The organism is Mycolicibacterium diernhoferi (assembly GCF_019456655.1).
In the GTDB taxonomy this organism is placed as follows: Bacteria; Actinomycetota; Actinomycetes; order Mycobacteriales; family Mycobacteriaceae; genus Mycobacterium; species Mycobacterium diernhoferi.
The window spans coordinates 4,511,912-4,536,432 of the sequence record NZ_CP080332.1 but is presented as its reverse complement, the minus strand read 5'-3'; the positions used below and the strand labels follow the sequence as shown (position 1 = coordinate 4,536,432).

Sequence of the window (24,521 nt, the reverse complement as noted above, 5' to 3'; positions counted from 1 at the left end):
TGACCACCGACCCGGAAGGGAGTGCGCAGATGCGCTTTCTGCATACCGCCGACTGGCAGCTCGGTATGACACGGCACTTCCTCAGTGTCGGGGGCGGTGAGGCACAATCGCGCTATTCGGCGGCGCGCCGGGAGGCCGTCTCCGGGCTCGGTGCACTCGCCGATGAGGTGGGTGCCGAGTTCGTCGTCGTCGCCGGCGACGTCTTCGAGGACAACCAGCTGGCCCCGCGCGAGGTGAGCCTGGCGCTGGAGGCCATCCGCGCGATCCGGGTTCCGGTATATCTGCTGCCCGGCAACCATGATCAGCTCGACGCCGGGTCGGTGTACACCAGCACGCTGTTTCTCGCCGAGTGCCCGGACAACGTCACCGTGCTGGACTCCGATGGGGTCTTCGAGGTGCGGCCGGGGCTGGAAATCGTCGCCGCACCTTGGCGTTCCAAGTCGCCGACCACGGACCTGGCGGCCGCGGTGACCGCTGATCTGCCCGCCGACGGAACGGTGCGCATCCTGGTCGCACACGGCGGCGTCGACATCCTCGACCCGGATCCCGGGAAGCCCTCACTGATCCGGCTGGCCGGGCTGGCGGCCACCCTCGAACGGGGCGCCGTGCACTATGTCGCCTTGGGCGACAAGCATTCTCGTACCGAGGTGGGCGACACCGGCCGGGTGTGGTACTCGGGTTCGCCCGAGGTCACCAATTACGACGACATCGAAGCCGATCCCGGCCACGTGCTGATCGTCGACATCGACGAACAGGATCCGGCGCATCCGGTGCAGGTGTCCGCCCGCCGGGTGGGGCGGTGGCGCTTTCTCACCCTGCGCCACGATGTGAACGACGACCGCGACATCGCCGGTCTCGACGTCAACCTGGATCAGCTGCCGGACAAGGAATGCACCGTCGTGCGGTTGGTGCTGACCGGTTCGTTGACCGTCACCGACAAGGCCAAGCTGGACCTGTGCCTGGACCGGTACGCCCGGGTGTTCGCCTCGCTGCGGTTGTGGGAGCGACATTCCGACATCGTGGTGCTGCCGGCCGACGGGGAGTTCGACGATCTGCCGATCGGGGGGTTCGCCGCCGGTGCGGTCGCAGAACTGGTGTCCGCCGCGCGCGCAGACGGTGCCGAGGCCGAGGATGCGCGCTCCGCGCTCGCGCTGCTGCTGCGCCTGTCCGGTGGCGCCCTGGAAGGAAACGTCGCGTGATATTGCACCGGTTGGTACTCACCAACTATCGCGGAGTCGCCCACCGCGACATCGCGTTTCCCGAGCGCGGGGTCGTGGTGATCAGTGGCGCCAACGAGATCGGCAAGTCGTCGATGATCGAGGCGCTGGATCTGCTGCTGACGATCAAGGACCGGTCCACCAAGAAGGAGGTCAAGGCCGTCAAACCCACCCACGCCGATGTGGGTGCCGAGGTGCTGGCCGAAATCTCCACGGGCCCCTACCGTTTCGTGTACCGCAAGCGCTTCCACAAGCGCGCCGAGACCGAGCTGACCATCACCGAGCCCAAGCGTGAGCAGCTCACCGGGGACGAAGCGCACGACCGGGTGCTGGCCATCCTGTCCGAGACGGTGGACACCGCGTTGTGGGAGGCGCAGCGGGTGCTGCAGGCCTCGGCCACCTCCCCGGTCGACCTGTCCGGGTGCGACGCATTGTCGCGGGCACTCGACGTGGCGGCCGGGGACGGCGCCGGCGATGCCGGGGACGCCGACCCGCTGCTGGTCGACCGGATCGAGGGCGAGTACCTGAAGTACTTCACCCCCACCGGCCGCCCCACCGGGGAATGGGCGGTGGCCGGGACCCGGCTGAAGGCGGCCGAGGCCGAGGTGAAGATCGCCACCGAGGCGGTCGCCGAGGTGGAGCAGGCGGTGCGGCGGCACGCCACGCTGACCGCCGAACTCGCCGAATCCGCCACCCGGGTCGAGTCGGCGCGGGCCCGGCTCGCCGCCGCGCAGCAGGCCTCCGACGCGGTGGCGCAGCTGACCCGGCAACGTGACACCGCCCGCGTGGTGGCCGACGCCGCCACCGCGACACACGCCGCCTCCGTCGCGGCGGTCAACGAACGGCGCCGGTTGCGCGCCGAGATCGAGGAAAGGTCCACGTCTGCTGCCGATCTGATCGCCGTCGCCGCCGAGTCGGCGCAGGCGCACACGACGGCCCGGCAAGCCGTGGAGTCCGCTGAGGCGGCCGCCGATCAGGCGCGCACCGCCGCCGAGGTCGCCGCGGCCGCGGTGGAGGAGGCGCGCACCACGCTGGCCGCGCTGGTCGCCCGTGACGAGGCCGCCCGGCTCACCGTCCGGATCGACAGGCTCGAGGAGGCCACCGCCGCGCTCGCCGAGGTGCAGCGCGAACTGCTCGGCAACACCATGACCGACGCGCTGATGCGCGAGATCGAGAACGCCGCGCGGGCCGTCGAGCGGGCCGCCGATCAGGCCGAACTCGCCTCCGCGCACATCGAACTGGTGGCGCTGGCCGATATCCGGCTGCGCGTCGGGGACGAGGACGTCGACCTTGCCGCCGGCCGGGACTGGTCGCTGAGTGCCGGTGCCCCGACCGAGATCGAACTGCCCGGGCTGCTGCGGGCCCGGGTGGTGCCCGGGGCCGACGCCCTGGATACCCACGCCCAACTCGTCGCCGCACAGCAGGTTCTGGCCGAGGCGTTGCGGCGGGCCGGAGCCGAGACCGTCGAGCAGGCCCGCGACAAGGACGCCCGCCGTCGGGAACTGCGCTCGGAGCAGGGCCGGCTACAGTCCACCATCGGCGCGCTCGCCGGGGACGAAAGCCCGGAGCAGCTACGCGCGCGGTACGCGGAACTGACTGCCGGACAACCGGATATCGATGGTGACACCGATGGCGCGCGGGCGGCGTTGGAGGCCGCCCAGGAGGCGCACCGGACCGCCACCCAGCACGCCGAAGCGCAGCGTGCGCTCGCCGCGGCGGCGGTCACCAGGTGCAACGACGCCGCGGTCGCCGCCGGGGTGCAGCGGGAGAAGCTGGGCGCCGCCCAGGCCGAACTGGCCGCGGCCAACGACCGGCTGGCCGCCGAACGGCGCACCGCGGCCGATGACGCGTTGAGCGTGGCGGCCGAGGCCGAGGCCGAGCGGTCCGGCCGGGCCGCCGCGGAGCTGGCCCGCCTGGACGCCGAACTGGCCGCCGCCCAGCCGGACGCGGTCGCCGCGGAACTCGACGCGGCGGCCCGCGCGGCGCAGGCCCTGCTGCGCGAACGCGAGGCCGCTGCCGCGGCGCTCACCGAACTGTCGGCCACCCTCAAGGTCTACGGCACCCAGGGGCGCAAGGGCGCCCTCGATGCCGCCCTCACCGAGCGTGAGCACGCCCACGGTGAGCATCAGCGCGTGCAGCGCCGGGCCCGCGCGGCGCAGACGCTGCGCGAGGTGATGCTGCGGCACCGCGACTCCGCCCGCGCCCGCTACGTCGCCCCGTTCCGCGGGGAGATCGAACGGCTGGGCCGCATTGTGTTCGGCGCCGACTTCGAGGTCGACATCGACTCCGATCTGACCATCCGCAGCCGCACCCTGGACGGCCGCACGGTGGGTTACGAATCGCTGTCCGGCGGGGCGAAGGAACAGATCGGCATCGTCGCCCGGCTGGCGTGCGCCTCGCTGGTGGCCAAGGAGGACACCGTGCCCGTGGTCATCGACGATGCGCTGGGGTTCACCGACCCGGAACGGTTGACCCGGATGTCCGCGGTGTTCGACACCGTCGGCGGTGACGGGCAGGTCATCGTGCTGACCTGCAGCCCGGACCGCTACGCCGGGATCGGTGACGCCCAGCTCATCGAACTGTCCGCCTAGGCGGATTTGCGCACATGCAGCGGCGGTGAGCGCCGGTGCATGTGCGCAGATCGGAGCAGGATCAGAAGTAGGCGTTCGCCGGAATCGCGGTGCCGTGCAGCAGGTTCTGCCCGATCACCCGCGCCTTGAGGCCGACCGGGTTGTGCAACGTGATGGTGCGGATGTTGCGCCAGTGCCGGTCCAGGTTGCGTTGCCGGCTGGACGCGCTGGCCCCGCCGAGCTCGAGCAGCCGGGTGGCCGCGACCGGCGCCACGTCGTCGAGGTGCACCTTGACCTTGGACACCTTCAACTGTGCCTCGGCCGCCAGGTCGGCGTCCGGCACGCCGTCGATCTCGGAGTCGGTGGCCGCGGCGACGGCCTCGGCGGCGTCGAGCACCGCGGTCCGGGCGATGTAGGCCACCGACGCCAGTTCACCGAGCTGACGCTGCAGCAGCGGGTCGTCGGTGGGCCGCTCGGCCAGGGCGTGGCTGAAGCTGCGTTCCCGCGAGCGCAGCAGTGCGACGCCGTCGTCGACGACGTTGGCCAGGACGCCGGCCACCACGGCGTGGATGTAGAGCTGCAGTGAGGCGTACTGGACGGTGGGAACCGGATCGGCGTCATAAGGGCTGTCGCTGAGCACCTCGTCCTCGGCCACCGCCACCGCGGTGAAGGTGGTGGTCCCGGTGCCGGTGCGCCGTTGCCCGAACCCGTCCCAGTCGTCGATGATCTTCACCCCGGCACGGTCGGCGGGCACCACCACGACGGCCGCGGAGTCGTGGTCGGTGGTCGCGGTGGTGGTCAGGTAGTCGGAGAACAGCGTGCCGGTGCTGTAGAACTTCTCGCCGTCCAGCCGGAACCCCCCGGTCGGGCTGGGCAGCAGCCGGGTGTTGAACACCAGGCTACCGACGGCCGCCGAGCCCTTCTCGCTGAACGCGTTGCCGAAGATCTTGCCGTCGGACACCAGGTCCAGCCACTTGTGCGAGCGTGAGCGCAGCCGCTCCTCGACGAACCAGAAGTGCGCGCGGAAGATGTGCGCGACGATCGGATCGGCCTGGGCGACGTCGATCACCGCGGAAAACAGCTGCGGCACAGTCAGTCCTGCGCCGCCGAACTCGGCAGGCAGCCGCAGGGTACCGAAACCGGCGCGTTTGAGCGCGGCGACCTGGTCAAAAGGGTTCTCGTCGTTGAGATCTCGATCTTTGGATCCAGATCCGATGGTGCGCAGTAGATCCTTCCACTCCGGTGTTCCGGGCAGGATTCTGTTCGTATTCTCGACGGTTGTCATATCGACCATTTCTACTGATCACGGTCCGCTGGGCGCACTGCTTGCGATCACCGCGAACCTAAGAGCAATCTGGCAGTGCCCCGGCCGGGCGCGCGGGGCACAATGAGCGGTGATGACCATGTCCGCCAAACGTCGCCGGGCGCACGACAAACTGGCTGCCCTGCCCGGCGTCCGTCCCGTCCGCCGGCCGGTGACCCGTGGCGGAGATCGGATGTTCGACCTGTTCTACGTGCGGGTCGGCCGGAAATCGGCGCATCCGGTGGTGGTCATCCCGGGCGGGCCGGGGCTGGCCTCGGTAGCGCCCTACCGGGCCTTCCGTAGGCATGCGGCGGCGGCCGGGTACGACGTGATCATGGTCGAGCACCGGGGCGTCGGGTTGTCCCGGCACGACGACGACGGCGCGGACCTGCCGCCCGAGGCGATCACCGTCAAGCAGGTGGTCGACGACATCGCGGCGGTGCTCGACGACGCCGGCGTGCAGACCGCGCACATCTACGGCAGTTCCTACGGTTCCTATATCGCCGCCGGGGTCGGGGTGCGCCATCCCGACCGGGTCGCCGGCATGGTGCTGGATTCCCCGGTGCACTCGGCCGGCGACATCGACGAGATGCGCACGGCCATCCGCGGGCTGCTCTGGGATGGCACCGAGGATGCCGAGAGCACCGACGGCGCCGACGACCAGAGCCCGGATCTGGCGCTGAAGGTGCGCAAGCTGGCCGGCGAGGGGATGCGGCTGGACGGGTCGGCCCAGGTCGCCAGCCTGGTCTACGAGTACGGCGGTACCCGCCTGCTCGACCGTCAGCTGGAGTTGCTGCTGCGCGGTCGGACACTGCTGTGGCAGGGCCTGAGCCGCGCGCTGCGGATCAGCCTGCGCAAGGCCCCCTACCGGCACGAGGACGACCTGGTGTCGCGAATCGCTTTCCGCGAACTCAACTTCGCCGGGGAACCGGACGGTCTCCCGCTGGACCCATCGGTGGTGATGCGTGACATCCACGATCCGTCAGTGGAATTCGAGAAGGAGCCCTTCGATCTGACCGCCGAGATGCCCGGTTTCGGTTGGCCCACCGCGGTGTTGTCCGGCGGCCGCGATCTCACCACGCCGCCCGCGGTGGCACAGCAGGTGGTCGACCTGATTCCCGGGGCCACCCTGGTGACGCTGCCGTCGGCCGGTCACAGCGTGCTGGACACCCGGGAGCGGGCCGCACTCGAGGTCATCGGGGCGCTGCGGATCGGGCTGCTGGACACCCTGGCCGAGCGGGGCGCCGAACTCGACCGGCTGCCCGTCAATCCGCTTGTGCGGGCTGCGATCACGGTGATCACCGCCGCAGCCGCCGTCGAATCGACGCTGCCCGCGGCGGTGCCGCGGATCGTGTCCCGGATCAAGGTTTCATGAAGCCGATCGTCGAATAGTTGATGTCGCCGATGCCGGTGGGCCCGTAATTCGCCAGATTGCTGCGGATGGCGACGTTGCCGGGCGCCTGGAACAGCGGCAGGCTGTGCCCCGCGGCCCAGATCATCGTGTCCAACTCGTTGGCCAGTTCGCGTGCCTTGGCCGGCTCCAGTTCGGACAGCACCTGCTCGATCTTGGCGTCGATCTCGGCGCTGCCGACCTTGCCGTAGTTGCTCTCGCCCTGCGAGGCGTAGATCTGAGTCAGGCTGGCCAACGGGAATGCGTCACCGCCCCAGGCGAACTGGGCCATGTCGAAGTTGCCGATCGTGACGTAGTCGGGGAACAGCGCCCCGCCTGCAGCCGGGACCAGCTCCAGGTTGATGCCGATCTGGGCCAGCTGGTTCTGTGCGATCTGGGCGACCGCGCGAGTGCTCGCCCCGTCGTAGAAGACGTTGCGGATCTTGAGTTGCTTGCCGTCCTTCTCCCGGAACTGTCCGTTCTGCACCCAGCCGAGCTCGTCGAGTTCGTGTTTGGCGGCCTCCGGGTCGAAACCGACGCTGTTGTCCTGGTAGCCCTCCTGGCCGGCCAGATAGATGTGGTTGTTCAGCGCGGTCGGTTTGTCGGCGAGCCCACGCTGGGTGACCGCGGCGATGGCTTGGCGGTCCAGGCCCTTCATGACCGCGGTGCGCAGGCCCGGGTCGGACAGGATCGCACCCTCGTTGCCGTTGATCGTGAAGTGGTACCAGTTGGGCGCCGGTGCGCGGCGGATGGTGACGCCGGGGGTGCGCCGGGCGTTCTCCAGATCGTCCAGGGAGGCGATTCCGGCCGAATCCAGGGCATTGTTCTGCAGGGCCGGGATGACGGCCGCGTCGTCGAGCACGGTGTAGGTGATCGAGTCCAGAAGCGGCGGCGTGCCCCACCATTTCGGGTTGCGGGTCAAGATGATTCGCTGTGCGCCACGATCCACGGTGGTGATCTCGAACGGGCCGGCCGAGACCGGGGGCCTGCTGAGGAAGCCCTTGTTGAACGCTTCGGGATCGGTGGTCACCGCTTTCGGGGCCAGCATGGCGTTACCGGCGAACATGCCGCGCCAGTCGGCGAAGTGCCGGTCGAAGGTGATGACGGCCTGCCGGTCGTCGACACCCTTGGTGACCGAGGCGACGCGTTCGCTGCCGTTCGGGGAGGCGAACAGGAACCGCTCGTCCTTACCGCTGGTGGCGTTGATCTGGGCGGCCATGTCCTCCCAGGTGATCGGCGAACCGTCCGACCACACCGCCTTCGGGTTGATCGTGTACGTGACGACCTGCGGGTCGGTACTGGTGAGTTCGACGCTGGTGAAGTAGTCGCTGTTGACCGTCATCTCACCGTCGGGCTTGATGACGAAGGCGCGCGGCTGGGTGGCGCGCAGCATCCGGCCCAGTTCGGCGAGATTGCCGTCGACGTGCAGGTAGTTGAAGTTGGGCGGGAAACCGGTCAGCGCGAGACGCAGGTTGCCGCCCTGCGCCAAGGTGGTCGGGTCCTGCGGGTTGATATCGGCGGTCGCCCCGATCTCGGCATTACCCCCGGCCGACGGGATCGAGGTATCCGGGCTGGAACAACCGGTCAGGGTCAGCGCCACCGCTGCACCCATCGCGAGCAGACGCGATATCGCACTCATGCGCTCAGACTCTAACCGCCTTCGGGCCGGTGGCGGGGGACCGCGGACAGCAGGCGACGGGTGTACTCGTGCCCAGGGGCGCCGAACACCTGCTCACTGTCGCCCTGTTCGACCACCTTGCCCTTGTGCATCACCACCACCCGATGAGCCAGATGCCGCACCACCGACAGGTCGTGGGAGACGAACAGATAGGCCAGCCCGAACCGCTCCTGCAGATCGAGCAGAAGGTTGATGATCCCGGCCTGGATCGACACGTCCAGTGCGGACACCGGTTCGTCGAGGGCCAGGATCTTCGGCTGCAGGGCCAACGCCCGGGCGATGCCGATCCGCTGCTTCTGCCCACCGGAGAACTCCGCCGGGTAGCGGCCGGCGTCCTCGCGGCGCAGACCGACCAGGCCGAGCAGTTCGGCCACCCGGTCGCCGGCGGCGGATTTGTCGAACCCGTTGGCGCGCAGCGGTTCGGCGAGCACGTCGAACACCGGAAGCCGTGGGTCCAGGGAGGCGACCGGGTCCTGGAAGACCACCTGCAGGTCGCCGCGCAGCGCCCGGCGGCCCCGGCGGTCCAGGGTCGCGACGTCGGTGCCGAGGACCTCGATCGTCCCCGCCTGCGGCGTGCTCAGGTCCAGGATCTGGTGCAGTGTCGTGGACTTACCCGACCCCGATTCGCCGACGATGCCCAGGGTGCGGCCCTGCTCCAGGTCGAAACTCACCCCGTCGACCGCGCGCACCTCGCCGACGCGCCGGCGGAACACCACACCCTTGGTGAGCGCGTAGGTCTTGGCCAGATCCCGGACCCTCAGCACCACCTCGCCCGCGGTGTCGGCGGGTTCGGCCGCCGGCGCGGTCGGCACGCCGTAGATGTCGGCGGCGCTGCGCCCGTCGACCTGATCGTGTCTGATGCAGGCGACCTGATGGCGCGGCCGCACGGTGAGCAGTTCCGGTTCGGCGGCGCGGCAGGCGTCGATCGCCAGCGGGCAGCGCGGTGCGAACGGGCAGCCCGGCGGCAGTGCCGCCAGCGACGGGGGCGCCCCCGGGATGGGCACCAGCCGTTCACCGCGCGGCGCGTCGAGGCGGGGTACCGACCCGAGCAGCCCTGCGGTGTACGGCATCCGGCGGTTGCGGTACAACTCGGCGACGGGCGCCGCCTCGACCGCACGGCCGGCGTACATCACCAGCGCGCGGTCGGCGAACTCGGCGACCACCCCGAGGTCGTGGGTGATGATGAGCACCCCGGCCCCGGTGACATCGCGTGCGGTGCGCAGCACGTCGAGGATCTGGGCCTGCACGGTCACATCCAGCGCGGTCGTCGGCTCATCGCAGATCAGCAGGTCCGGATCGTTGGCGATGGCGATGGCGATGACCACGCGTTGGCGCTCCCCGCCGGACAACTCGTGCGGGAAGGCGCGGGCGCGTTGCTCGGGCCGGCGGATCCCGACGAGTTCGAGCAGTTCGATCGCGCGGGTCCGGGCCGCTCGGGCACCGACGTCGGGGTGGTGGATCCGGATGGCCTCGGCGATCTGGTCGCCGACGGTGTAGACCGGGGTCAGCGCCGACATCGGGTCCTGGAACACGGTGCCGATCCGGGTCCCGCGGATCCGCGACATCCGGGCGTCCGGCAACCCGATGAGTTCGTCGCCCTGCAGGCGCACCGAACCGGAGACGTCGGCGAACTCGGGAAGCAGCCCGACGACGGCCATCGCGCCGGCGGACTTACCGGCACCGGATTCGCCGACCAGGGCGACCACCTCGCCGGAGTCCACGTGATAGTTCAATCCGCGCACCGCGGCGACGGTCTCGGTATCGGTCGGGAATTCGACCCGCAGGTCGCGGACCTCCAACAGGGTCATGATCGGCCCCGCCGGGGCAGGCGCCGGCCGGGGCGCGCCGCCGGGTCCAGGGCATCGCGAAGCCCGTCGCCGATGAGGTTGGCACACAACACGATCAACACCAACACCCCGGCCGGGAACAGGAACACCCAGGGGAACGTCGTCAACGACCGGGTGCCGTCGGCGATCAAGGTGCCCAGCGACACGTCCGGGGGTTGCACCCCGAAACCGAGGAAGCTCAATCCGGTCTCGGCCAGGATGGCCATGCCGACGTTCAGCGCGGTGTCGATGATCAGGATGGACGCCACGTTGGGCAGGATGTGGCGGACGATGATGCGCCGGTTCGAGACCCCCATGTACCTTGCCGCGGCGACGAATTCGCGTTCCCGCAGGCTCATGGTCATACCCCGGACGATGCGCGAACTGATCATCCAGCTGAACACCGACAGCAGCAGGATCAGCCACAGGATGCTGCCCGACTCGCGGGTGCGCGGGGTGACGATCGCGATGAGCAGGAAGCTGGGCACCACCAGCAGCAGATCCACGATCCACATCAGCGTCCGGTCCCGCCAGCCGCCGAAGTAGCCGGCCACCGCGCCGACGGTGGCGGCGATGAGCGTCGAGATGAACGCGACGCAGACACCGATCAGCAGCGATTTCTGCATGCCGCGCACGATCTGGGCCAGCAGATCCTGGCCGATCGAGTTGGTGCCGAACCAGTGCTGCGCGCTGGGCGGCTGCTGCAGCGCGTAATAGTCCAGATCGGTGTGCGAGTAGGGCAGCAGCGGCGGCAGGACCCAACAGCCGACGAACAGCAATGCCAGCACGACGACCGAGACCACCGCGGGCTTGTTGCGCAGGAACCGGCGCAGCACCAGCGAGCGCCGCGAGACGAACTGGTATTCGGTATCGGTCACGAGACACGCACCCGGGGGTCGAGCGCTGCGTAGATGACGTCGGAGAGCAGACCGGCCAGCAGGATCGTCACGCCGGTGAACACCGTGATGGCGACGACGATGTTGGTGTCCTGGGTGGTGATGCCCTGCACCACCCACTCACCCATGCCGTGCCAGCCGAAGATCTTCTCCACGAACACCGCGCCGGTGAACAGCCCGCCGACGCTGTAGGCGAACAGGGTGGCCATCGGGATCAGCGCGGTGCGCAGGCCGTGCTTGAACAGGGCCTGGCGCCGGGTCAGGCCCTTGGCGCGGGCGGTGCGGATGAAGTCCTGGCCCAACACGTCGAGCATCGCGTTGCGCTGGTAGCGGCTGAACCCGGCGATCGCGGTCAGTGCCAGCGTGAACGTCGGCAGCACCAGGTGTTGTGCGCGGTCCACGAACTGGTTCCACCCGCCGCCGACGGCGTCGGCCGAGGTTTCGCCGGTGTACTCGAACAACTGCACCCCCAGGATCGAGTTCACCTTCAGTGCGCCCAGGATCAGCAGGTTGGCGATCACGAAGGTGGGTGCGCTGATGATCAGCAGCGATGCCAGGGTGATCGTCCGGTCGGACAGCCGGTACTGACGTACCGCGCCCCACGCGCCGACCACCACGCCGATCAGGGTGCCGACCACCGAGCCGATGAGCACCAGTCGCAGGCTCACCCCGATGCGCCGCCACAGTTCGTCGCTGACCGGCTGGCCGGCGACGGTGGTGCCGAAATCGCCGCGGACCGCACCGGACACCCAGTCGGCGTAGCGCACCGGGATCGGCTTGTCGAGGTTCAGTTCGGCCGCCTTGGCCTCGATGACCGCCTGGGGTGGGCGCGGGTTGCGCTCCAGCAGACTGTCCAGCGGGGAGAAGGTCAACGACGTCAGCGTGAACGTCAGAAACGATGCCAGGGCCAGCAGGATCACGTAGTTGAGCAGCCGGCGCGCGAGGAAGCGGGTCATCCGGCGGATCCGCTGCTGGGCTGCATTCGGACAGGGTATGAGATCGGCAGGGAAGTGGGCGGGTCAGACGGGGTCCCGGCGCGCCGGTGTTTCCGCATCCGGGCGGCGGGTAACCCACCGGGCATGACATCGAACAAAGTGAAGCTGCTGTGCGCGAGCGCGGGCGTCGGTGCGGTGTTGGCCATGACCGGCGTGTCCGTCGTCCAGACCACCACCTTCAGTGCCGACCCGGCCCTGCCGGAGCCGACGCTGCCGTCGGAGACGTACTCGCCGACCTCCCCGGCCCCGGTGACCACGACCACCACCACGACCGCGCCCGAGTCTGCTGACTCGGGCGAGTAGCAATATTTCATAGCCAGCTCACAGGAACGGCACATGTTGCGCTCACCGGAGCGCGAATAATGAGAGCATGGCCTCTTCAGCCGGAGCATCGACTCACGACGTTCCAGTGCGCGCAGTGATGCACCGGGCCGACGGTAAACCGATTCACGTTCTCGTCGTGGACGACGAGCCGGTGCTGGCTGAACTGGTGTCCATGGCGTTGCGCTACGAGGGCTGGGACATCACCACCGCCGGTGACGGCGCCACCGCCATCGAACTGGCCCGGGACAACCCGCCGGATGTGGTGGTGCTCGACGTGATGCTGCCGGATATGAGCGGTCTCGATGTGCTGCGCCGGCTCCGCGAGCTGCAGCCCGGACTGCCGCTGCTGTTGCTGACCGCCAAGGACTCGGTGGAGGACCGTATCGCCGGCCTCACCGCCGGCGGTGACGACTACGTGACCAAACCCTTCAGCATCGAAGAGGTGGTGCTGCGGCTGCGCGCACTGTTGCGGCGCACCGGGGTGGCCCATGACGCGAGTGACGCGCAGATCGTGGTGGGTGACCTCGTCCTCGACGAGGACAGTCACGAGGTGACTCGCGGCGGTGACCCGATCTCGTTGACCGCCACCGAGTTCGAGTTGCTGCGGTTCATGATGCGCAATGCCAAACGGGTGCTGAGCAAGGCCCAGATCCTGGACCGGGTCTGGAGTTACGACTTCGGCGGCCGGTCCAACATCGTCGAACTGTATGTGTCGTATCTGCGCAAGAAGATCGACAACGGGCGCGAACCGATGATCCACACCCTGCGTGGCGCCGGCTACGTCCTGCGTCCGCCGCGCTGATCCCGATGCCGCGTTCCTGGTCGCTGCGCACCCGACTGCTGATCACCCAGGTCGCCCTGCTTGCCTTCGTCTGTGTGTCCATCGGTGTCGCCACCGAGTTCGCGTTGCACCGGTTTCTCATGCAACAGCTGGATTCCCAGCTGTTGGCCGCCGCCCGGCGCTCGGTGGTCATCGGGGAACGGCCGCTGCCGCCGATGCTGCCGCCGCCCGGCATGCCGATGCGGTTTCCGTTCGACCCGGAGCAGGGTCCCGGACCCGGGTTCCTCAACGCACCCGGCCAGGAGGTCCAGACCGTCGGCGCGGTGATCAGGCAGGACGGGGCGGTCGACGCCGGCGTGATCACCGCGCAGGGCGACACCGCCGAGATCAGTTCGCAGGCCGCGGCGCAGTTGGCCGAGGTACCGCCGACCCGTACCCCGGTGAGCGTCCAGTTGGACGGGCTGGGTAGCTATCGGGTGGTGGCGCGGCCGGCCACCCGCGGTGCCCAGACCATCGTCGTCGGGCTCCCCACCACCTTTGTCGACGACACCATGCTGTGGGTTCTGCTGATGTTCTGTGTGATCGCCGCGGTGGCGTTGATCGCGGCGGCCATCATCGGGGTCTGGATCATCAGACGTCAATTGGCACCGCTGGCAAGGGTTTCCGCTGCCGCCCGGCATGTCGCCCATCTCGAGCTGGAGAAGGGCGAGGTGCAGTTGCCGACGTCGATCGTGCCCGTCGACCCGGCAGCCGCGCACACCGAGGTCGGCCAGTTGAGCTCGGCGCTCAACCGGATGCTGGACCGGATCGCCGCGGCGCTGTCGGCCCGGTACGCCAGCGAGACCCGGGTGCGCCAGTTCGTCTCCGACGCCAGCCATGAGCTGCGGACCCCGCTGGCCGCCATCCGCGGCTATACCGAACTGGCCCAGCGCAACCGGGCGCAGCTCCCGGATGACGTCGCGCACGCGATCGGGCGCGTGGAATCCGAGACGCAGCGGCTCACCGCGCTCGTGCAGGACATGCTGCTGCTGGCCCGTCTGGACGAGGGCCGCCCGCTGGAACGCACCCCCGTCGACCTCGCCCAGGTGGTGCTCGACGCGGTCGGCGACGCCCACGCCGCCGGACCCGACTACGAGTGGACGCTGGATCTGCCCGACGAACCGGTGCTGGTCACCGGCGACCAGGCGCGGCTGCACCAGGTGCTGACCAATCTGCTGACCAACGCCCGGGTGCACACTCCGCCCGGCACCACCGTCACCACCTCGGTCACGGTCGCCGACGGCGGCGAGGCGGTGTTGACCGTGGCCGACGACGGACCGGGTATCCCGGAGGCGTTGCAGCCCGAGGTGTTCGAGCGGTTCGCCCGCGGCGATTCGTCGCGGTCGCGCCGCGGTGGCAGCACCGGTCTGGGATTGGCCATCGTCGCCGCGGTGGTGAAGGCCCACGGCGGGACCATCGAATTGCACAGTGCGCCCGGCGATACCCGCTTCGTCGTCACGCTGCCCCCGGCGAACCCTGGCTGACCTCGCTCCCGCTCGCGGGGAGGGGATCGGCTCATCGTGATTCTGGTGGGTACGGATCGGTGCCGTCAGGGTCTAGTCTGCCGCCTATGTCTGTCACCGATCAGTACCTGGCCAACAACGAGGTGTACGCGCAGACGTTCACCGGACCCCTGCCGCTGCCGCCGAGCAAGCACGTCGCGGTCGTCGCCTGCATGGACGCCCGCCTCGACGTGTACCGCGTCCTGGGCCTGGGTGACGGCGAGGCGCACGTCATCCGCAACGCCGGGGGTGTCATCACCGATGACGAGATCCGCTCGCTGGCCATCAGTCAGCGACTGCTCGGCACCAGGGAGATCATCCTGATCCACCACACCGACTGCGGCATGCTGACCTTCACCGACGACGAGTTCAAGCGGTCCATCCAGGACGAGACCGGCCTGAAACCGGAGTGGGCCGCCGAGTCGTTCCCGGATCTGGAAGAGGATGTGCGGCAGTCGTTGCGCCGCATCGAGGCCAGCCCGTTCGTCACCAGACACGAGTCGCTGCGCGGATTCATCTTCGACGTCGCGACCGGGAAGCTGGAGGAGGTCACCCTCTAGCGACTTGCGCACATCCACCGGCGCTGACCGCCGGTGGATGTGCGGAAATCGCGGGTGGTCACGGCCGTCGAGGAGAACCTGCCCGCCGGCCGGACCAGCCCGTAATGGTCACGCAGGGTCTCCCCGGTGTATTCGGTGCGGAACAGGCCGCGCCGCTGCAGGATCGGAACCACCTGCGTGACGAAGTCCTCCAGACCGCCGGGCAGATAGGGCGGCATCACGTTGAACCCGTCCGCGGCGCCCGCCTCGAACCACTCCTGCAGATTGTCGGCCACCTGTTCGGCGGTCCCGGCGAACGTCCGATGTCCGCGCCCACCACCGAGTTTGGCGATCAGCCGGCGCACCGTCAGCGATTCCTGGGCGGCCAGGTCCTTGATCAGCTGGTGGCGGCTCTTGTTGCCGTGGATCTGCTCGATCGGCGGCAGCGGGGGCAGCGGTGCATCGAGGGCGTGCTCGGTGAGGTCCACCCCGAGCACCTCGGAGAGTTGGCGCAGCGAGAACTCCGGGGTGATCAGATCGGTGAACTCCTGCTCGAGCTCCTGTGCGGCGGCTTCGGTCGGACCGATGTAGGGCACGATGCCGGGCAGGATCTTGATCTCGTCGGCGCTGCGGCCGTACGCGACAGCGCGGGCCTTCACGTCCCGGTAGAACGCGACGCCCTCCTCGACGGTGCGTTGCGCGGTGAAGATCGCCTCGGCGTACCGCGCGGCGAAATCCTTTCCGGTCTCCGAGGATCCGGCCTGCACCAGGACCGGCCGGCCCTGCGGTGAGCGGGGCACGTTCAGCGGCCCGCGCACCCGGAACAGGTCGCCGTCGTGGTCGATGGTGTGCACCCTGTCCGGATCGGCGAACGTCGCGGTCTCCGGGTCCAGGACGACGGCGTCGTCATCCCAGCTGTCCCACAGCGCGGTCGCGACATCGACGAACTCGTCGGCGCGCCGGTAGCGGCCGGTGTGGTCGGGGATACCGTCCAGGCCGAAGTTGGCCGCCTCGGCCTCGCGCGCCGACGTGACGATGTTCCAGCCCGCCCGCCCGCCGCTGATCTGCTCCAGCGAGGCGAAGCTGCGCGCCAGGGTGTACGGCGAGTGGTATCCGGTGGATGCCGTGGCGATCAGACCGATGCGTTCGGTCACCGTGGCGATGGCGGTGAGCAGGGTGATCGGCTCGAAGATGGCCTGGGCGTTGTGTTCGATGCGGGGGCTGATCGCGAGTTCGTCGGCGAAGAAGACCGAGTCCAGGCGGCCGCGCTCGGCTATCCGGCCCAGATTCTGGAAGTGTTCGACACTGAGCAGGTTGTGCGCCCGGGTGCGGGGATGCCGCCAGGCCGCCTCGTGGTGGCCGACACCCATCAGGAAGGCGTTGAGGTGTAACTGCTTTGACATTCCTACCTTCTCACTGCCGCACGTGACTTCCCCGGAATGCGGGAGCGGCGCGAGCGTCCACCGCATCCAGGTGATCCTGTGAGCCCGGCAGCGCGCTGACAACCCTTCGGCGATCGGCGATTTTTAGTCGGCCGGCGATGTGCGCGAATCGCTGTGCGCGGACTAGATTTCCTGCCGTGTCCGCGCCTCAACACTCGCAGTCGTTTCCCCGGGGCATGGCCCTGCTGGTGGCCGGCGCGATGTTCATGGAAATCCTCGACGCCACGATCATCACGCCGGCCATCCCGCTGATCGCCGCCTCGTTCGGGGTCGGCGCGGTCGACGTGAACGTCGCGATCTCGGCCTACCTGGTGACCGTCGCCGTCTTGATCCCGGCGACCGGGTGGATGGCCGACCGGTTCGGGGTGCGGCGGGTGTTTCTCGCCGCGATCGTGGTGTTCACGCTGGCCTCGGTGGGCTGTGCGCTGAGCACCTCGCTGCCGATGCTGGTGGCGATGCGCGTGGCGCAGGGGATCGGCGGGGCGATGATGGTGCCGGTCGGGCGGTTGGCGGTCCTGCGCAACAGCGCCACCACCGACCGGGTGCGGGTCATCGCGCTGCTCACCTGGCCGGCGATGACGGCGCCGGTGCTGGCGCCGGTGCTGGGCGGGGCGATCGCGACGCTGGGTAGCTGGCGGTGGATCTTCCTCGTCAACATCCCGCTCGGCATCATCGGTTTCGCCTTGGCGCTCAGGTTGGTTCGGGGTGGTCCTGTCGACTCCGCGCGCAAACTGGACTGGCCGGGCATGCTGCTGCTCGGCGGCGGTATCGCCGCGGCGTTGATCTCCCTGGAGAGCATCCGGGTGTCCGGGACGGACTGGCTGCTGGTCGGCGCCTGCGGTGTGGGCGCCGTGGTGCTGCTGAGCCTGGCGCTGTGGCACCTGCTGCGGACATCCGCGCCGCTGATCAGGTTGGCGGTGCTGCGGGTGCGGACGCTGCGCATCACGGTGACCGCCGGATCGCTGTACCGGATGGTCATCACCGCGGTGCCGTTCCTGCTGCCGCTGATGTTCGTCCTGGAGTTCGGCTGGACGCCGTTCCAGGCCGGGCTGATGGTGGCCGTGCTGTTCGCGGGCAACCTGACCATCAAGCCCGCCACCACGCCGCTGATGCGTCGTCTCGGTATCCGCACCGTGCTGGTGGTCAACGGCATCGCCTCGGTGGCCTGCTTCGGTCTGCTGGCGCTGGTGGCGCCCGGGATGCCGGTGGCGCTCATCGGCGGCATCCTCTATCTCAGCGGGGCGCTGCGCTCGATCGGGTTCACCGCCTACAACACCCTGGCCTTCTCCGATGTCGAGGGCGACACACTCACCCACGCCAACACGCTCAACGCCTCGGTGCAGGAACTCGCCGCCGGATTGGGGGTCGCGGTGGCCGCCCTGCTGGTGAGCCAGCTCGCCTCGTACTCGGTGACATTCCTGGTGCTCGGCGCGCTGCTGGCGGTGACGCTCATCGAATCGGTCCGGTTGCCGCGGCGCGCCGCGGCGCATGTGACCGGCAACTGACCTGCGCTTAAGTCTTGACGCGGTGGGGTCGCGGCTGTTAAATACCCAACCATGATTGCAATTCTGGTCATATCTACCAACTTTATGGAGATGCGATGACCGCGCCCGCCGATCTCGACCCGGCCGCCGCCCGCTACGAGCTGAGCCACCTGCGCTCGCTGGAGGCCGAGGCCATCCACATCATCCGTGAGGTCGCCGCGGAGTTCGAGAAGCCGGTGCTGCTGTTCTCCGGCGGCAAGGACTCCATCGTGATGCTGCACCTGGCCGTCAAGGCGTTCGCGCCCGGCCGGCTGCCGTTCCCGGTCATGCACGTCGACACCGGGCACAACTTCGATGAAGTGCTGCAGGTCCGCGACGAGCTGGTCGCCGAGAGCGGCGTGCGGCTGGTCGTCGCCAAGGTGCAGGACGATATCGACGCAGGCCGCGTCGTCGAGACCATCCCGTCGCGCAACCCGATGCAGACCTTCACGCTGCTGCGCGCCATCCGGGAGAACAAGTTCGACGCTGCGTTCGGCGGGGCGCGGCGCGACGAGGAGAAGGCCCGCGCCAAGGAGCGGGTGTTCAGCTTCCGCGATGAATTCGGCCAGTGGGACCCCAAGGCCCAGCGTCCCGAGCTGTGGAACCTCTACAACGGGCGGCACCGCAAGGGGGAGCACATCCGCGCGTTCCCCATCTCCAACTGGACCGAGTTCGACATCTGGTCCTACATCGGGGCCGAGAAGATCAAACTGCCGTCCATCTACTACGCGCATCAACGGCAGGTCTTCGAGCGCGACGGCATGCTGCTCGCGGTGCACAAGTACCTGCAGCCGCGCAAGGACGAACCCATCATCGAGAAGACCGTGCGGTTCCGTACCGTCGGCGACGTCACCTGCACCGGCTGCGTGGAGTCGCTGGCCGGCACCGTGGCCGAGGTGATCGCCGAGACCGCGGTGTCGCGGCTGACCGAGCGCGGCGCCACCCGCGCCGATGACCGGATCTCCGAGGCCGGTATGGAAGACCGTAAGCGCGAGGGGTACTTCTGATGGCTACTTTGCTTCGTATCGCGACCGCCGGCTCGGTCGACGACGGCAAGTCCACCCTGATCGGCCGGCTGCTCTATGACAGCAAGGCCGTCATGGAGGATCAGTTGGCGGCCGTCGAGCGCACCTCCAAGGAACGCGGAAACGATTACACCGACCTGGCTTTGGTGACCGACGGGTTGCGCGCCGAGCGTGAGCAGGGCATCACCATCGATGTCGCCTACCGCTACTTCGCCACGGCCAAGCGCAAATTCATCATCGCCGACACCCCAGGCCATGTGCAGTACACCCGCAACATGGTCACCGGTGCCTCGACGGCACAGTTGGTGATCGTGCTGGTCGACGCCCGTCACGGTCTGCTGGAGCAGTCCCGCCGACACGCCTTCCTGGCATCGCTGCTCGGCATCCAGCACATCGTGCTGGCCGTCAACAAGATGGACCTCGTGGGTTGGGATGAGCAGCGGTTCAACAAGATCCGCGATGACTTCCACGAGTTCGCCGCGCGTCTGGACATCCACGACGTGACCACCATCCCGATGTCGGCGCTCAACGGCGACAATGTGGTCACCAAGTCCGAGGTCGCGCCCTGGTATGAGGGCCCGGCCCTGTTGAACCATCTCGAAGAGGTGTACGTCGCCGGTGACCGCAACCTGGTCGACGTCCGCTTCCCGGTGCAGTATGTGATCCGGCCGCAGACCCACGAGCACGCCGACCATCGCAGCTACGCGGGCACCATTGCCGGCGGCGTCATGCGTACCGGCGATGAGATCGTGGTGCTGCCGGCGGGAAAGACCAGCCGTATCACCGAGATTGCCGGGCCGTCCGGTCCGTTGGACGAGGCTTTTGCCTCGATGGCGGTGTCGATAAGCCTCGCCGACGATATCGACATCTCGCGCGGCGACATGATCGCCAGGCCCAACAACCAGCCGCACGTCACCCAGGACTTCGACGCCACCGTGTGCTGGATGGCCGATGACGCCGCGCTGGAACCGGGCCGCGACTACATCATCAAGCACACCACCCGCACCACCAGGGCCCGGGTGGCGGCGCTGGACTACCGGCTCGATGTCAACACGCTGCACCGCGACAAGAGCGCAACGGCGTTGAAGATCAACGAACTCGGCCGCGTCACGCTGCGCACCCAGGTGCCGCTGCTGCTCGACGAATATTCGCGTAACGCGGCGACCGGATCGTTCATCCTGATCGATCCGGACACCAACGGCACCGTCGCCGCGGGCATGGTGCGTGACACCGAGCCGGCCGCGAACCGGTCCGCCAGCCCCAACGCGGTACGCCACCAGAATCTGGTCACCGCCGCCGACCGGTTGTCCAAGGGCTCCACGGTGTGGTTCACCGGGCTGTCCGGATCCGGGAAGTCCTCGGTGGCAATGCTTGTCGAGCAGAAGTTGCTGGCCGCGGGCCGGCCCGCGTATGTGCTCGACGGGGACAACCTGCGCCACGGCCTGAACGCCGATCTGGGCTTCTCGATGGATGACCGCGCCGAGAACCTGCGCCGGCTCGCCCATATCGCGACGCTGCTCGCCGATTCCGGCCAGATTGTGCTGGTGCCGGCGATCAGTCCGCTGGAATCGCACCGGGAACTGGCCCGCAAGGTGCACGCCGAGCAGGGCTACGACTTCTACGAGGTGTTCTGCGACACCCCGCTGGAGGACTGCGAACGCCGCGACCCCAAGGGGCTCTACGCCAAGGCCCGCCGCGGCGAGATCACCCACTTCACCGGGATCGACAGCCCCTATCAGCGGCCGAAGAACCCGGATCTGCGGCTGACGCCGGACCAGTCGCCGGATGAGTTGGCGCAGCAGGTCATCGATCTGTTGAGCAGTCGGGGATGAGCGACCACGAGTTGGCCGCGCGGCTCGCCACCGAGGCCGGCGACCTGCTGCTCGGGGTGCGCGCCGAACTGGCCGGCGCCGATGCGGCCGACCGGAAAGCGGCCGGGGACAAGCGTTCCCATGAGTTCTTGATGGCCGCGCTGGCGCAGCACCGGCCCGGGGATGCGGTGCTCTCCGAGGAGGGCGCCGACGACAAGGCCCGGCTGACCGCGCAGCGGGTGTGGATCGTGGACCCGCTGGACGGCACCCGGGAGTTCTCCGAACTCGGCCGCGACGACTGGGCGGTGCACGTCGCCCTGTGGGAGCGTGGTGACCTGGTCGCCGGCGCGGTCGCGCTGCCGGCCCAGGGCGTCACCCTGGCCACCCCGACGGTGGCCGCGCCCGCCACGACCTCGGCGGCCCCACGGGTAGTGGTGTCGCGCACCCGCCCGCCCGCGGTGGCCCTCGCGGTCCGTGACGCGCTGGACGGCACCCTGGTCGAAATGGGTTCGGCCGGAGCCAAAGTCGCGTCGGTGGTGCAGGGTATCTCCGATGTCTACGTGCATGCCGGCGGCCAGTACGAATGGGATTCGGCCGCGCCGGTGGCGGTGGCCCGGGCGGCCGGGCTGTTCACCTCGCGCATCGACGGCTCGCCGCTGGTCTACAACCAGTCCGATGTGTCGCTGCCCGATCTCATCGTGTGCCGCCCGGAGTTGGCGGATGCGGTGCTCGCGGTGACCCGAGCGCAGTAGCGGAGTTTCGGCGCCGACAATGCCGTGTCGGATGCAGTACTACCGGCAGTACCGTCCTGCGTGTAGTACTACGGGCAGTACTACCTTTTGCGATGCCACATCGCCCTCACCGCCCGGCCGTGCCGTCGATCAGCTCGCGCAGCGTCTCGGTCTCACCGGCTCCGGTGCGCGGCGGCGGGGTATCGGCCATGAGGCCAGTCCGGCCGTCGGGTCCCGCGGATTGCTGTTCCGGCAACCCCGGCGTCCGTAAGCTGACCACATGAGCCGACCCACGCTGCGCACCCTGGAAAACCTGCCCTCCGCCCCGTCGTCGCTCAAGGACTCGGCCCTGGTGCTCGTCGACTGCCAGAACACCTACACCTACGGCGTGATGGAACTCGACGGTGTGCAGGCCGCGCTCGACGAGACCGCCGCACTGCTGGACCGGGCCCGCACCGCCGGCATCCCGATCATCCACATTCAGCACAACGGCGGGGTCGGGTCGCCGTATGACATCACCGCCGAGGTCGGCGCGATCGTGGACTCCGTCGCACCGCGTGGCGACGAACCGGTGGTGGTCAAGCAGTACCCGAACTCGTTCGTGCAGACCGATCTCGACGAGAAGCTCAAGGCCGTCGGCGCGACCAACCTGGTGCTGGCCGGGTTCATGACGCACATGTGCATCAACTCCACCGCGCGCGGTGCGTTCAACCTCGGTTACGCGCCGACCGTGGTGGCCGCCGCGACGGCCACCCGGCCGCTGCCCGGCCCGGACGGCAGCACCGTGTCCGCCGCCGCGCTGCAATCGGCCAGCCTGGCCGCCCTCAACGATCTGTTCGCGATCGTGGCGCCCGACGCTGCCGCGATCCCGGACTGACGAACAGCCGACACATCGACAGGAGATCGCCATGGGGGAGCCGGACGACTTCAACACCCAGATCATCAACGAGTTCCGGGCCAACGAGGGCAAGGTCGGGGGCAACTTCGAGGGTGCGCCGATGGTGCTCCTGCACCACCGGGGCCGCAAGTCCGGCAAGCAGAACGTGACCCCGACGATGTACCTGCCCGACGAGCAGGATCCCGACACCATCTACGTCTTCGCGTCCAAGGCCGGCGCCCCGACGAACCCGGCCTGGTACCACAACCTGACCGCGGCCGGCCGCACCCAGATCGAGCGCGGCACCGAAACGTACGACGTCGAGGTCACCGAGATCACCGGCGCGGACCGCGACCGCATCTACGCCGAGCAGGCGCGCCGCTATCCCGGCTTCGCCGAATACGAGACGAAGGCCGCCGGCATCCGCGTCATCCCGGTGCTGGCGCTGCGCCGCGCGTGACCACCGGCCTGCCGTCCACCCGGGTGACCCGGCTCCGGGAGAAGCAGACCACCGTCCGCGCCGGCCTCGACGAGCTTCTCGACAGCACCCCGCTGGCCACCGTGGCGCTGGTCCGCGACGGCCACCCGGTGGCGTTCCCCACCGGATTCGCCCGTCTCGCCGATGATCTGGTGATCCACGGATCCACCGGCTCACCGTGGATGCGGGCACTGGCCGCCGGCGCCCAGATCGCCGTGTCGGTGACCGCGCTGGACGGGGTGGTGGTGGCGCGCAGCGGGTTCGAATCCTCGTTCCACTACCGCAGCGCCACCCTGTTCGGCAGCTTCGCCGTCGTCGCGGACGAGCACAAGCGGCGCTACCTGGACGCGCTGACCGACAGCTTCATCCCCGGGCGGGTGGCCGAGTTGCGGGCCGGCACCACCCGTGAGCTGGCGGCCACCCTGGTGCTGCGGCTGCCGATCACCGGTGCGAACTGGTCGCTCAAGGTCAGCGCCGGTTGGCCCGAGGATCCCGAGTCCGATGTGGTGGCGGGTGCGTGGGCCGGGGTCGTCCCACTGAGCGTCCACTACGGCCCCCCGCAACGCGCACCGGACTGCCCGCCGGACACCCCGCTGCCGGCATCGGTGCAGGCCATGACGGGCCCGTTGCGCCACGCGGCGCCGCCACTCGGCTGAACCACGGACGGCCAATGGCACAATTCGCGGTATGCGGATGTCGGCGAAGGCGGAGTACGCCGTCCGCGCCATGGTCCAACTCGCCACCGTCGACGCCGGTGAACTGGTGAAAACCGACGATCTGGCCAAGGCGCAGGGCATTCCCGCGCAGTTCCTGGTCGACATCCTCTCCGATCTGCGCACCGACCGGCTGGTGCGCAGCCACCGCGGCCGTGACGGCGGCTACCAACTGGCCCGCCCGGCCGCCGACATCAGCATCGCCGACGTGTTGCGCTGTATCGACGGCCCGCTGGCCAGCGTCCGCGACATCGGCCTGGGCGACCTGCCCTACTCCGGCCCGACGGCGGCGCTCACCGATGTGTGGCGGGCGCTGCGCGCCAGCATGCGTTCGGTGCTGGAGGAGACCAGCCTGGCCGACGTGGCCGCCGGCGCACTGCCCGATCATGTGGTGGCGCTGGCCCGTGACTATCTGGGCCAGGAGACGGCGCGGGGGCACCGGACCACCTGACCTGCGCGATGCCTGTCGGTTCAGGCTCCGCTTCCGTAGGGTCGGGTGATGATCTCCAGGTAGTGCCCGGAGGGGTCCGGGAAGTACACCCCGCGGCCCCCGTCGTGGTGGTTGATCTCGCCGGGCTGCCGGCCGTGCGGGTCGGCCCAGTGCTGCAGGCCACGTTCCCGGATCCGGCTGTAGATTTCGTCGAACTCGTTCTCGGACACCAGAAATGCGTAATGCTGCGGGTGGATGTCGGCACCGTCGGGGGCCTGTGCGAAGTCCAGTGAGACACCGTGGTTGAGCGTGACCGCCAGAAACGGCCCGAACTCGGCCGCGGCCGGCAACCCGAACAGCTCGGTGAAGAAGGCCGCGGATCCGGCACGGTCCCTGGACGCCACGATGGTGTGGTTGAAGGTGATCGCCAC

Annotated in this window: 22 protein-coding genes; 15 read left to right on the top strand and 7 right to left on the bottom strand. The window is 69.0% G+C overall.

Annotated elements, in window-relative coordinates; translation table 11 throughout:
• Positions 1-29: 29 nt before the first annotated feature.
• Both K0O62_RS21430 and K0O62_RS21425 read left to right on the top strand, forming a co-directional pair.
• A complete protein-coding gene (locus tag K0O62_RS21430; protein WP_073858325.1) occupies positions 30-1,199 on the top strand; it encodes a metallophosphoesterase family protein in 1,170 nt (389 codons plus the stop codon).
• Positions 1,196-3,808 carry an AAA family ATPase gene (locus tag K0O62_RS21425; RefSeq protein WP_073858324.1) on the top strand — a complete coding sequence of 871 codons (2,613 nt, stop codon included), beginning with the start codon at positions 1,196-1,198 and terminating at the stop codon, positions 3,806-3,808. The genes K0O62_RS21430 and K0O62_RS21425 overlap by 4 nt, the downstream gene beginning before the upstream one ends.
• A gap of 61 nt (positions 3,809-3,869) precedes the next feature.
• On the opposite strand, the gene K0O62_RS21420 is transcribed toward K0O62_RS21425, so the two are convergent.
• Positions 3,870-5,081 (bottom strand): acyl-CoA dehydrogenase family protein, encoded by a 1,212-nt coding sequence (locus K0O62_RS21420; protein ID WP_207551000.1) that lies wholly within the window; start codon positions 5,079-5,081, stop codon positions 3,870-3,872.
• Positions 5,082-5,184: 103 nt separating this feature from the next.
• Between K0O62_RS21420 and K0O62_RS21415 the strand changes: the two genes are divergently transcribed.
• Entirely contained in the window at positions 5,185-6,465 is a 1,281-nt protein-coding gene (locus tag K0O62_RS21415) for an alpha/beta hydrolase (protein ID WP_073858322.1), read from the top strand.
• Here K0O62_RS21415 and K0O62_RS21410 read toward each other — a convergent pair.
• The 4 genes from K0O62_RS21410 to K0O62_RS21395 are packed head-to-tail and all read right to left on the bottom strand — an operon-like array spanning position 6,452 to position 11,836.
• Positions 6,452-8,119, bottom strand: coding sequence for an oligopeptide ABC transporter substrate-binding protein OppA (locus tag K0O62_RS21410; protein WP_073858321.1), 1,668 nt, complete (start codon positions 8,117-8,119; stop codon positions 6,452-6,454). The genes K0O62_RS21415 and K0O62_RS21410 overlap by 14 nt on opposite strands.
• An 11-nt stretch (positions 8,120-8,130) precedes the next feature.
• A complete protein-coding gene (locus K0O62_RS21405; RefSeq protein WP_073858320.1) occupies positions 8,131-9,966 on the bottom strand; it encodes an oligopeptide ABC transporter ATP-binding protein OppD in 1,836 nt (611 codons plus the stop codon).
• Entirely contained in the window at positions 9,963-10,862 is a 900-nt protein-coding gene (locus K0O62_RS21400) for an oligopeptide ABC transporter permease OppC (RefSeq protein ID WP_073858319.1), read from the bottom strand. The genes K0O62_RS21405 and K0O62_RS21400 overlap by 4 nt, the downstream gene beginning before the upstream one ends.
• Positions 10,859-11,836 (bottom strand): oligopeptide ABC transporter permease OppB, encoded by a 978-nt coding sequence (locus tag K0O62_RS21395; protein ID WP_073858318.1) that lies wholly within the window; start codon positions 11,834-11,836, stop codon positions 10,859-10,861. The genes K0O62_RS21400 and K0O62_RS21395 overlap by 4 nt, the downstream gene beginning before the upstream one ends.
• A 123-nt stretch (positions 11,837-11,959) precedes the next feature.
• On the opposite strand from K0O62_RS21395, the gene K0O62_RS21390 reads away from it, so the two are divergent.
• From K0O62_RS21390 to K0O62_RS21375, 4 genes are all read left to right on the top strand, one after another.
• Complete coding sequence (locus tag K0O62_RS21390) at positions 11,960-12,178, top strand: hypothetical protein (RefSeq protein WP_131817447.1); 219 nt, start codon at positions 11,960-11,962, stop codon at positions 12,176-12,178.
• Positions 12,179-12,296: 118 nt separating this feature from the next.
• Positions 12,297-13,001, top strand: coding sequence for a response regulator transcription factor (locus K0O62_RS21385; RefSeq protein ID WP_073858316.1), 705 nt, complete (start codon positions 12,297-12,299; stop codon positions 12,999-13,001).
• A gap of 5 nt (positions 13,002-13,006) precedes the next feature.
• A complete protein-coding gene (locus K0O62_RS21380) occupies positions 13,007-14,503 on the top strand; it encodes a sensor histidine kinase (protein ID WP_073858315.1) in 1,497 nt (498 codons plus the stop codon).
• An 86-nt stretch (positions 14,504-14,589) separates the two neighbouring features.
• Complete coding sequence (locus tag K0O62_RS21375; RefSeq protein WP_073858314.1) at positions 14,590-15,081, top strand: beta-class carbonic anhydrase; 492 nt, start codon at positions 14,590-14,592, stop codon at positions 15,079-15,081.
• Here the strand turns inward: K0O62_RS21375 and K0O62_RS21370 are convergent.
• Positions 15,078-16,463, bottom strand: coding sequence for an LLM class flavin-dependent oxidoreductase (locus tag K0O62_RS21370; RefSeq protein WP_079244421.1), 1,386 nt, complete (start codon positions 16,461-16,463; stop codon positions 15,078-15,080). The two genes, K0O62_RS21375 and K0O62_RS21370, sit on opposite strands and share 4 nt — an antisense overlap.
• Before the next feature lie 215 nt (positions 16,464-16,678).
• On the opposite strand from K0O62_RS21370, the gene K0O62_RS21365 reads away from it, so the two are divergent.
• The 8 genes from K0O62_RS21365 to K0O62_RS21330 all read left to right on the top strand — a co-directional run bounded on the left by K0O62_RS21365 (position 16,679) and on the right by K0O62_RS21330 (position 24,111).
• Entirely contained in the window at positions 16,679-18,007 is a 1,329-nt protein-coding gene (locus K0O62_RS21365) for an MFS transporter (RefSeq protein WP_073858313.1), read from the top strand.
• A 95-nt stretch (positions 18,008-18,102) separates the two neighbouring features.
• Positions 18,103-19,032: a sulfate adenylyltransferase subunit CysD gene (gene cysD, locus K0O62_RS21360; RefSeq protein ID WP_073858312.1), complete on the top strand. Its 930-nt coding sequence runs from the start codon at positions 18,103-18,105 to the stop codon at positions 19,030-19,032.
• The gene (gene cysN / locus K0O62_RS21355) at positions 19,032-20,882 is read left to right on the top strand and encodes a sulfate adenylyltransferase subunit CysN (RefSeq protein WP_073858311.1); all 1,851 of its coding nucleotides are present in this window, start codon (positions 19,032-19,034) and stop codon (positions 20,880-20,882) included. Before cysD ends, cysN begins: the two co-directional genes overlap by 1 nt.
• Entirely contained in the window at positions 20,879-21,613 is a 735-nt protein-coding gene (locus K0O62_RS21350; RefSeq protein WP_073858310.1) for a 3'(2'),5'-bisphosphate nucleotidase CysQ, read from the top strand. Before cysN ends, K0O62_RS21350 begins: the two co-directional genes overlap by 4 nt.
• A gap of 259 nt (positions 21,614-21,872) precedes the next feature.
• Positions 21,873-22,469 (top strand): cysteine hydrolase family protein, encoded by a 597-nt coding sequence (locus K0O62_RS21345; protein WP_073858309.1) that lies wholly within the window; start codon positions 21,873-21,875, stop codon positions 22,467-22,469.
• Positions 22,470-22,500: 31 nt separating this feature from the next.
• Positions 22,501-22,929 (top strand): nitroreductase family deazaflavin-dependent oxidoreductase, encoded by a 429-nt coding sequence (locus tag K0O62_RS21340; protein ID WP_073858308.1) that lies wholly within the window; start codon positions 22,501-22,503, stop codon positions 22,927-22,929.
• A complete protein-coding gene (locus tag K0O62_RS21335) occupies positions 22,926-23,603 on the top strand; it encodes a pyridoxamine 5'-phosphate oxidase family protein (protein ID WP_073858307.1) in 678 nt (225 codons plus the stop codon). Before K0O62_RS21340 ends, K0O62_RS21335 begins: the two co-directional genes overlap by 4 nt.
• Before the next feature lie 31 nt (positions 23,604-23,634).
• Positions 23,635-24,111 (top strand): Rrf2 family transcriptional regulator, encoded by a 477-nt coding sequence (locus tag K0O62_RS21330; RefSeq protein WP_073858306.1) that lies wholly within the window; start codon positions 23,635-23,637, stop codon positions 24,109-24,111.
• Positions 24,112-24,131: 20 nt separating this feature from the next.
• Here K0O62_RS21330 and K0O62_RS21325 read toward each other — a convergent pair whose 3' ends face one another.
• Positions 24,132-24,521, bottom strand: a complete 390-nt coding sequence (locus K0O62_RS21325; RefSeq protein ID WP_073858305.1) for a VOC family protein — start codon at positions 24,519-24,521, stop codon at positions 24,132-24,134.

Bases quoted from the DNA above. Each gene is read 5' to 3' on its own strand.
- K0O62_RS21430 (WP_073858325.1), top strand. From the start codon at position 30: ATGCGCTTTCTGCATACCGCCGACTGGCAGCTCGGTATGACACGGCAC.
- K0O62_RS21420 (WP_207551000.1), bottom strand. From the start codon at position 5,081: ATGGTCGATATGACAACCGTCGAGAATACGAACAGAATCCTGCCCGGA.
- K0O62_RS21415 (WP_073858322.1), top strand. From the start codon at position 5,185: ATGACCATGTCCGCCAAACGTCGCCGGGCGCACGACAAACTGGCTGCC.
- K0O62_RS21410 (WP_073858321.1), bottom strand. From the start codon at position 8,119: ATGAGTGCGATATCGCGTCTGCTCGCGATGGGTGCAGCGGTGGCGCTG.
- K0O62_RS21405 (WP_073858320.1), bottom strand. From the start codon at position 9,966: ATGACCCTGTTGGAGGTCCGCGACCTGCGGGTCGAATTCCCGACCGAT.
- K0O62_RS21395 (WP_073858318.1), bottom strand. From the start codon at position 11,836: ATGACCCGCTTCCTCGCGCGCCGGCTGCTCAACTACGTGATCCTGCTG.
- K0O62_RS21390 (WP_131817447.1), top strand. From the start codon at position 11,960: ATGACATCGAACAAAGTGAAGCTGCTGTGCGCGAGCGCGGGCGTCGGT.
- K0O62_RS21385 (WP_073858316.1), top strand. From the start codon at position 12,297: ATGCACCGGGCCGACGGTAAACCGATTCACGTTCTCGTCGTGGACGAC.
- K0O62_RS21380 (WP_073858315.1), top strand. From the start codon at position 13,007: ATGCCGCGTTCCTGGTCGCTGCGCACCCGACTGCTGATCACCCAGGTC.
- K0O62_RS21375 (WP_073858314.1), top strand. From the start codon at position 14,590: ATGTCTGTCACCGATCAGTACCTGGCCAACAACGAGGTGTACGCGCAG.
- K0O62_RS21370 (WP_079244421.1), bottom strand. From the start codon at position 16,463: ATGTCAAAGCAGTTACACCTCAACGCCTTCCTGATGGGTGTCGGCCAC.
- K0O62_RS21365 (WP_073858313.1), top strand. From the start codon at position 16,679: ATGGCCCTGCTGGTGGCCGGCGCGATGTTCATGGAAATCCTCGACGCC.
- cysD (WP_073858312.1), top strand. From the start codon at position 18,103: ATGACCGCGCCCGCCGATCTCGACCCGGCCGCCGCCCGCTACGAGCTG.
- cysN (WP_073858311.1), top strand. From the start codon at position 19,032: ATGGCTACTTTGCTTCGTATCGCGACCGCCGGCTCGGTCGACGACGGC.
- K0O62_RS21350 (WP_073858310.1), top strand. From the start codon at position 20,879: ATGAGCGACCACGAGTTGGCCGCGCGGCTCGCCACCGAGGCCGGCGAC.
- K0O62_RS21345 (WP_073858309.1), top strand. From the start codon at position 21,873: ATGAGCCGACCCACGCTGCGCACCCTGGAAAACCTGCCCTCCGCCCCG.
- K0O62_RS21340 (WP_073858308.1), top strand. From the start codon at position 22,501: ATGGGGGAGCCGGACGACTTCAACACCCAGATCATCAACGAGTTCCGG.
- K0O62_RS21330 (WP_073858306.1), top strand. From the start codon at position 23,635: ATGCGGATGTCGGCGAAGGCGGAGTACGCCGTCCGCGCCATGGTCCAA.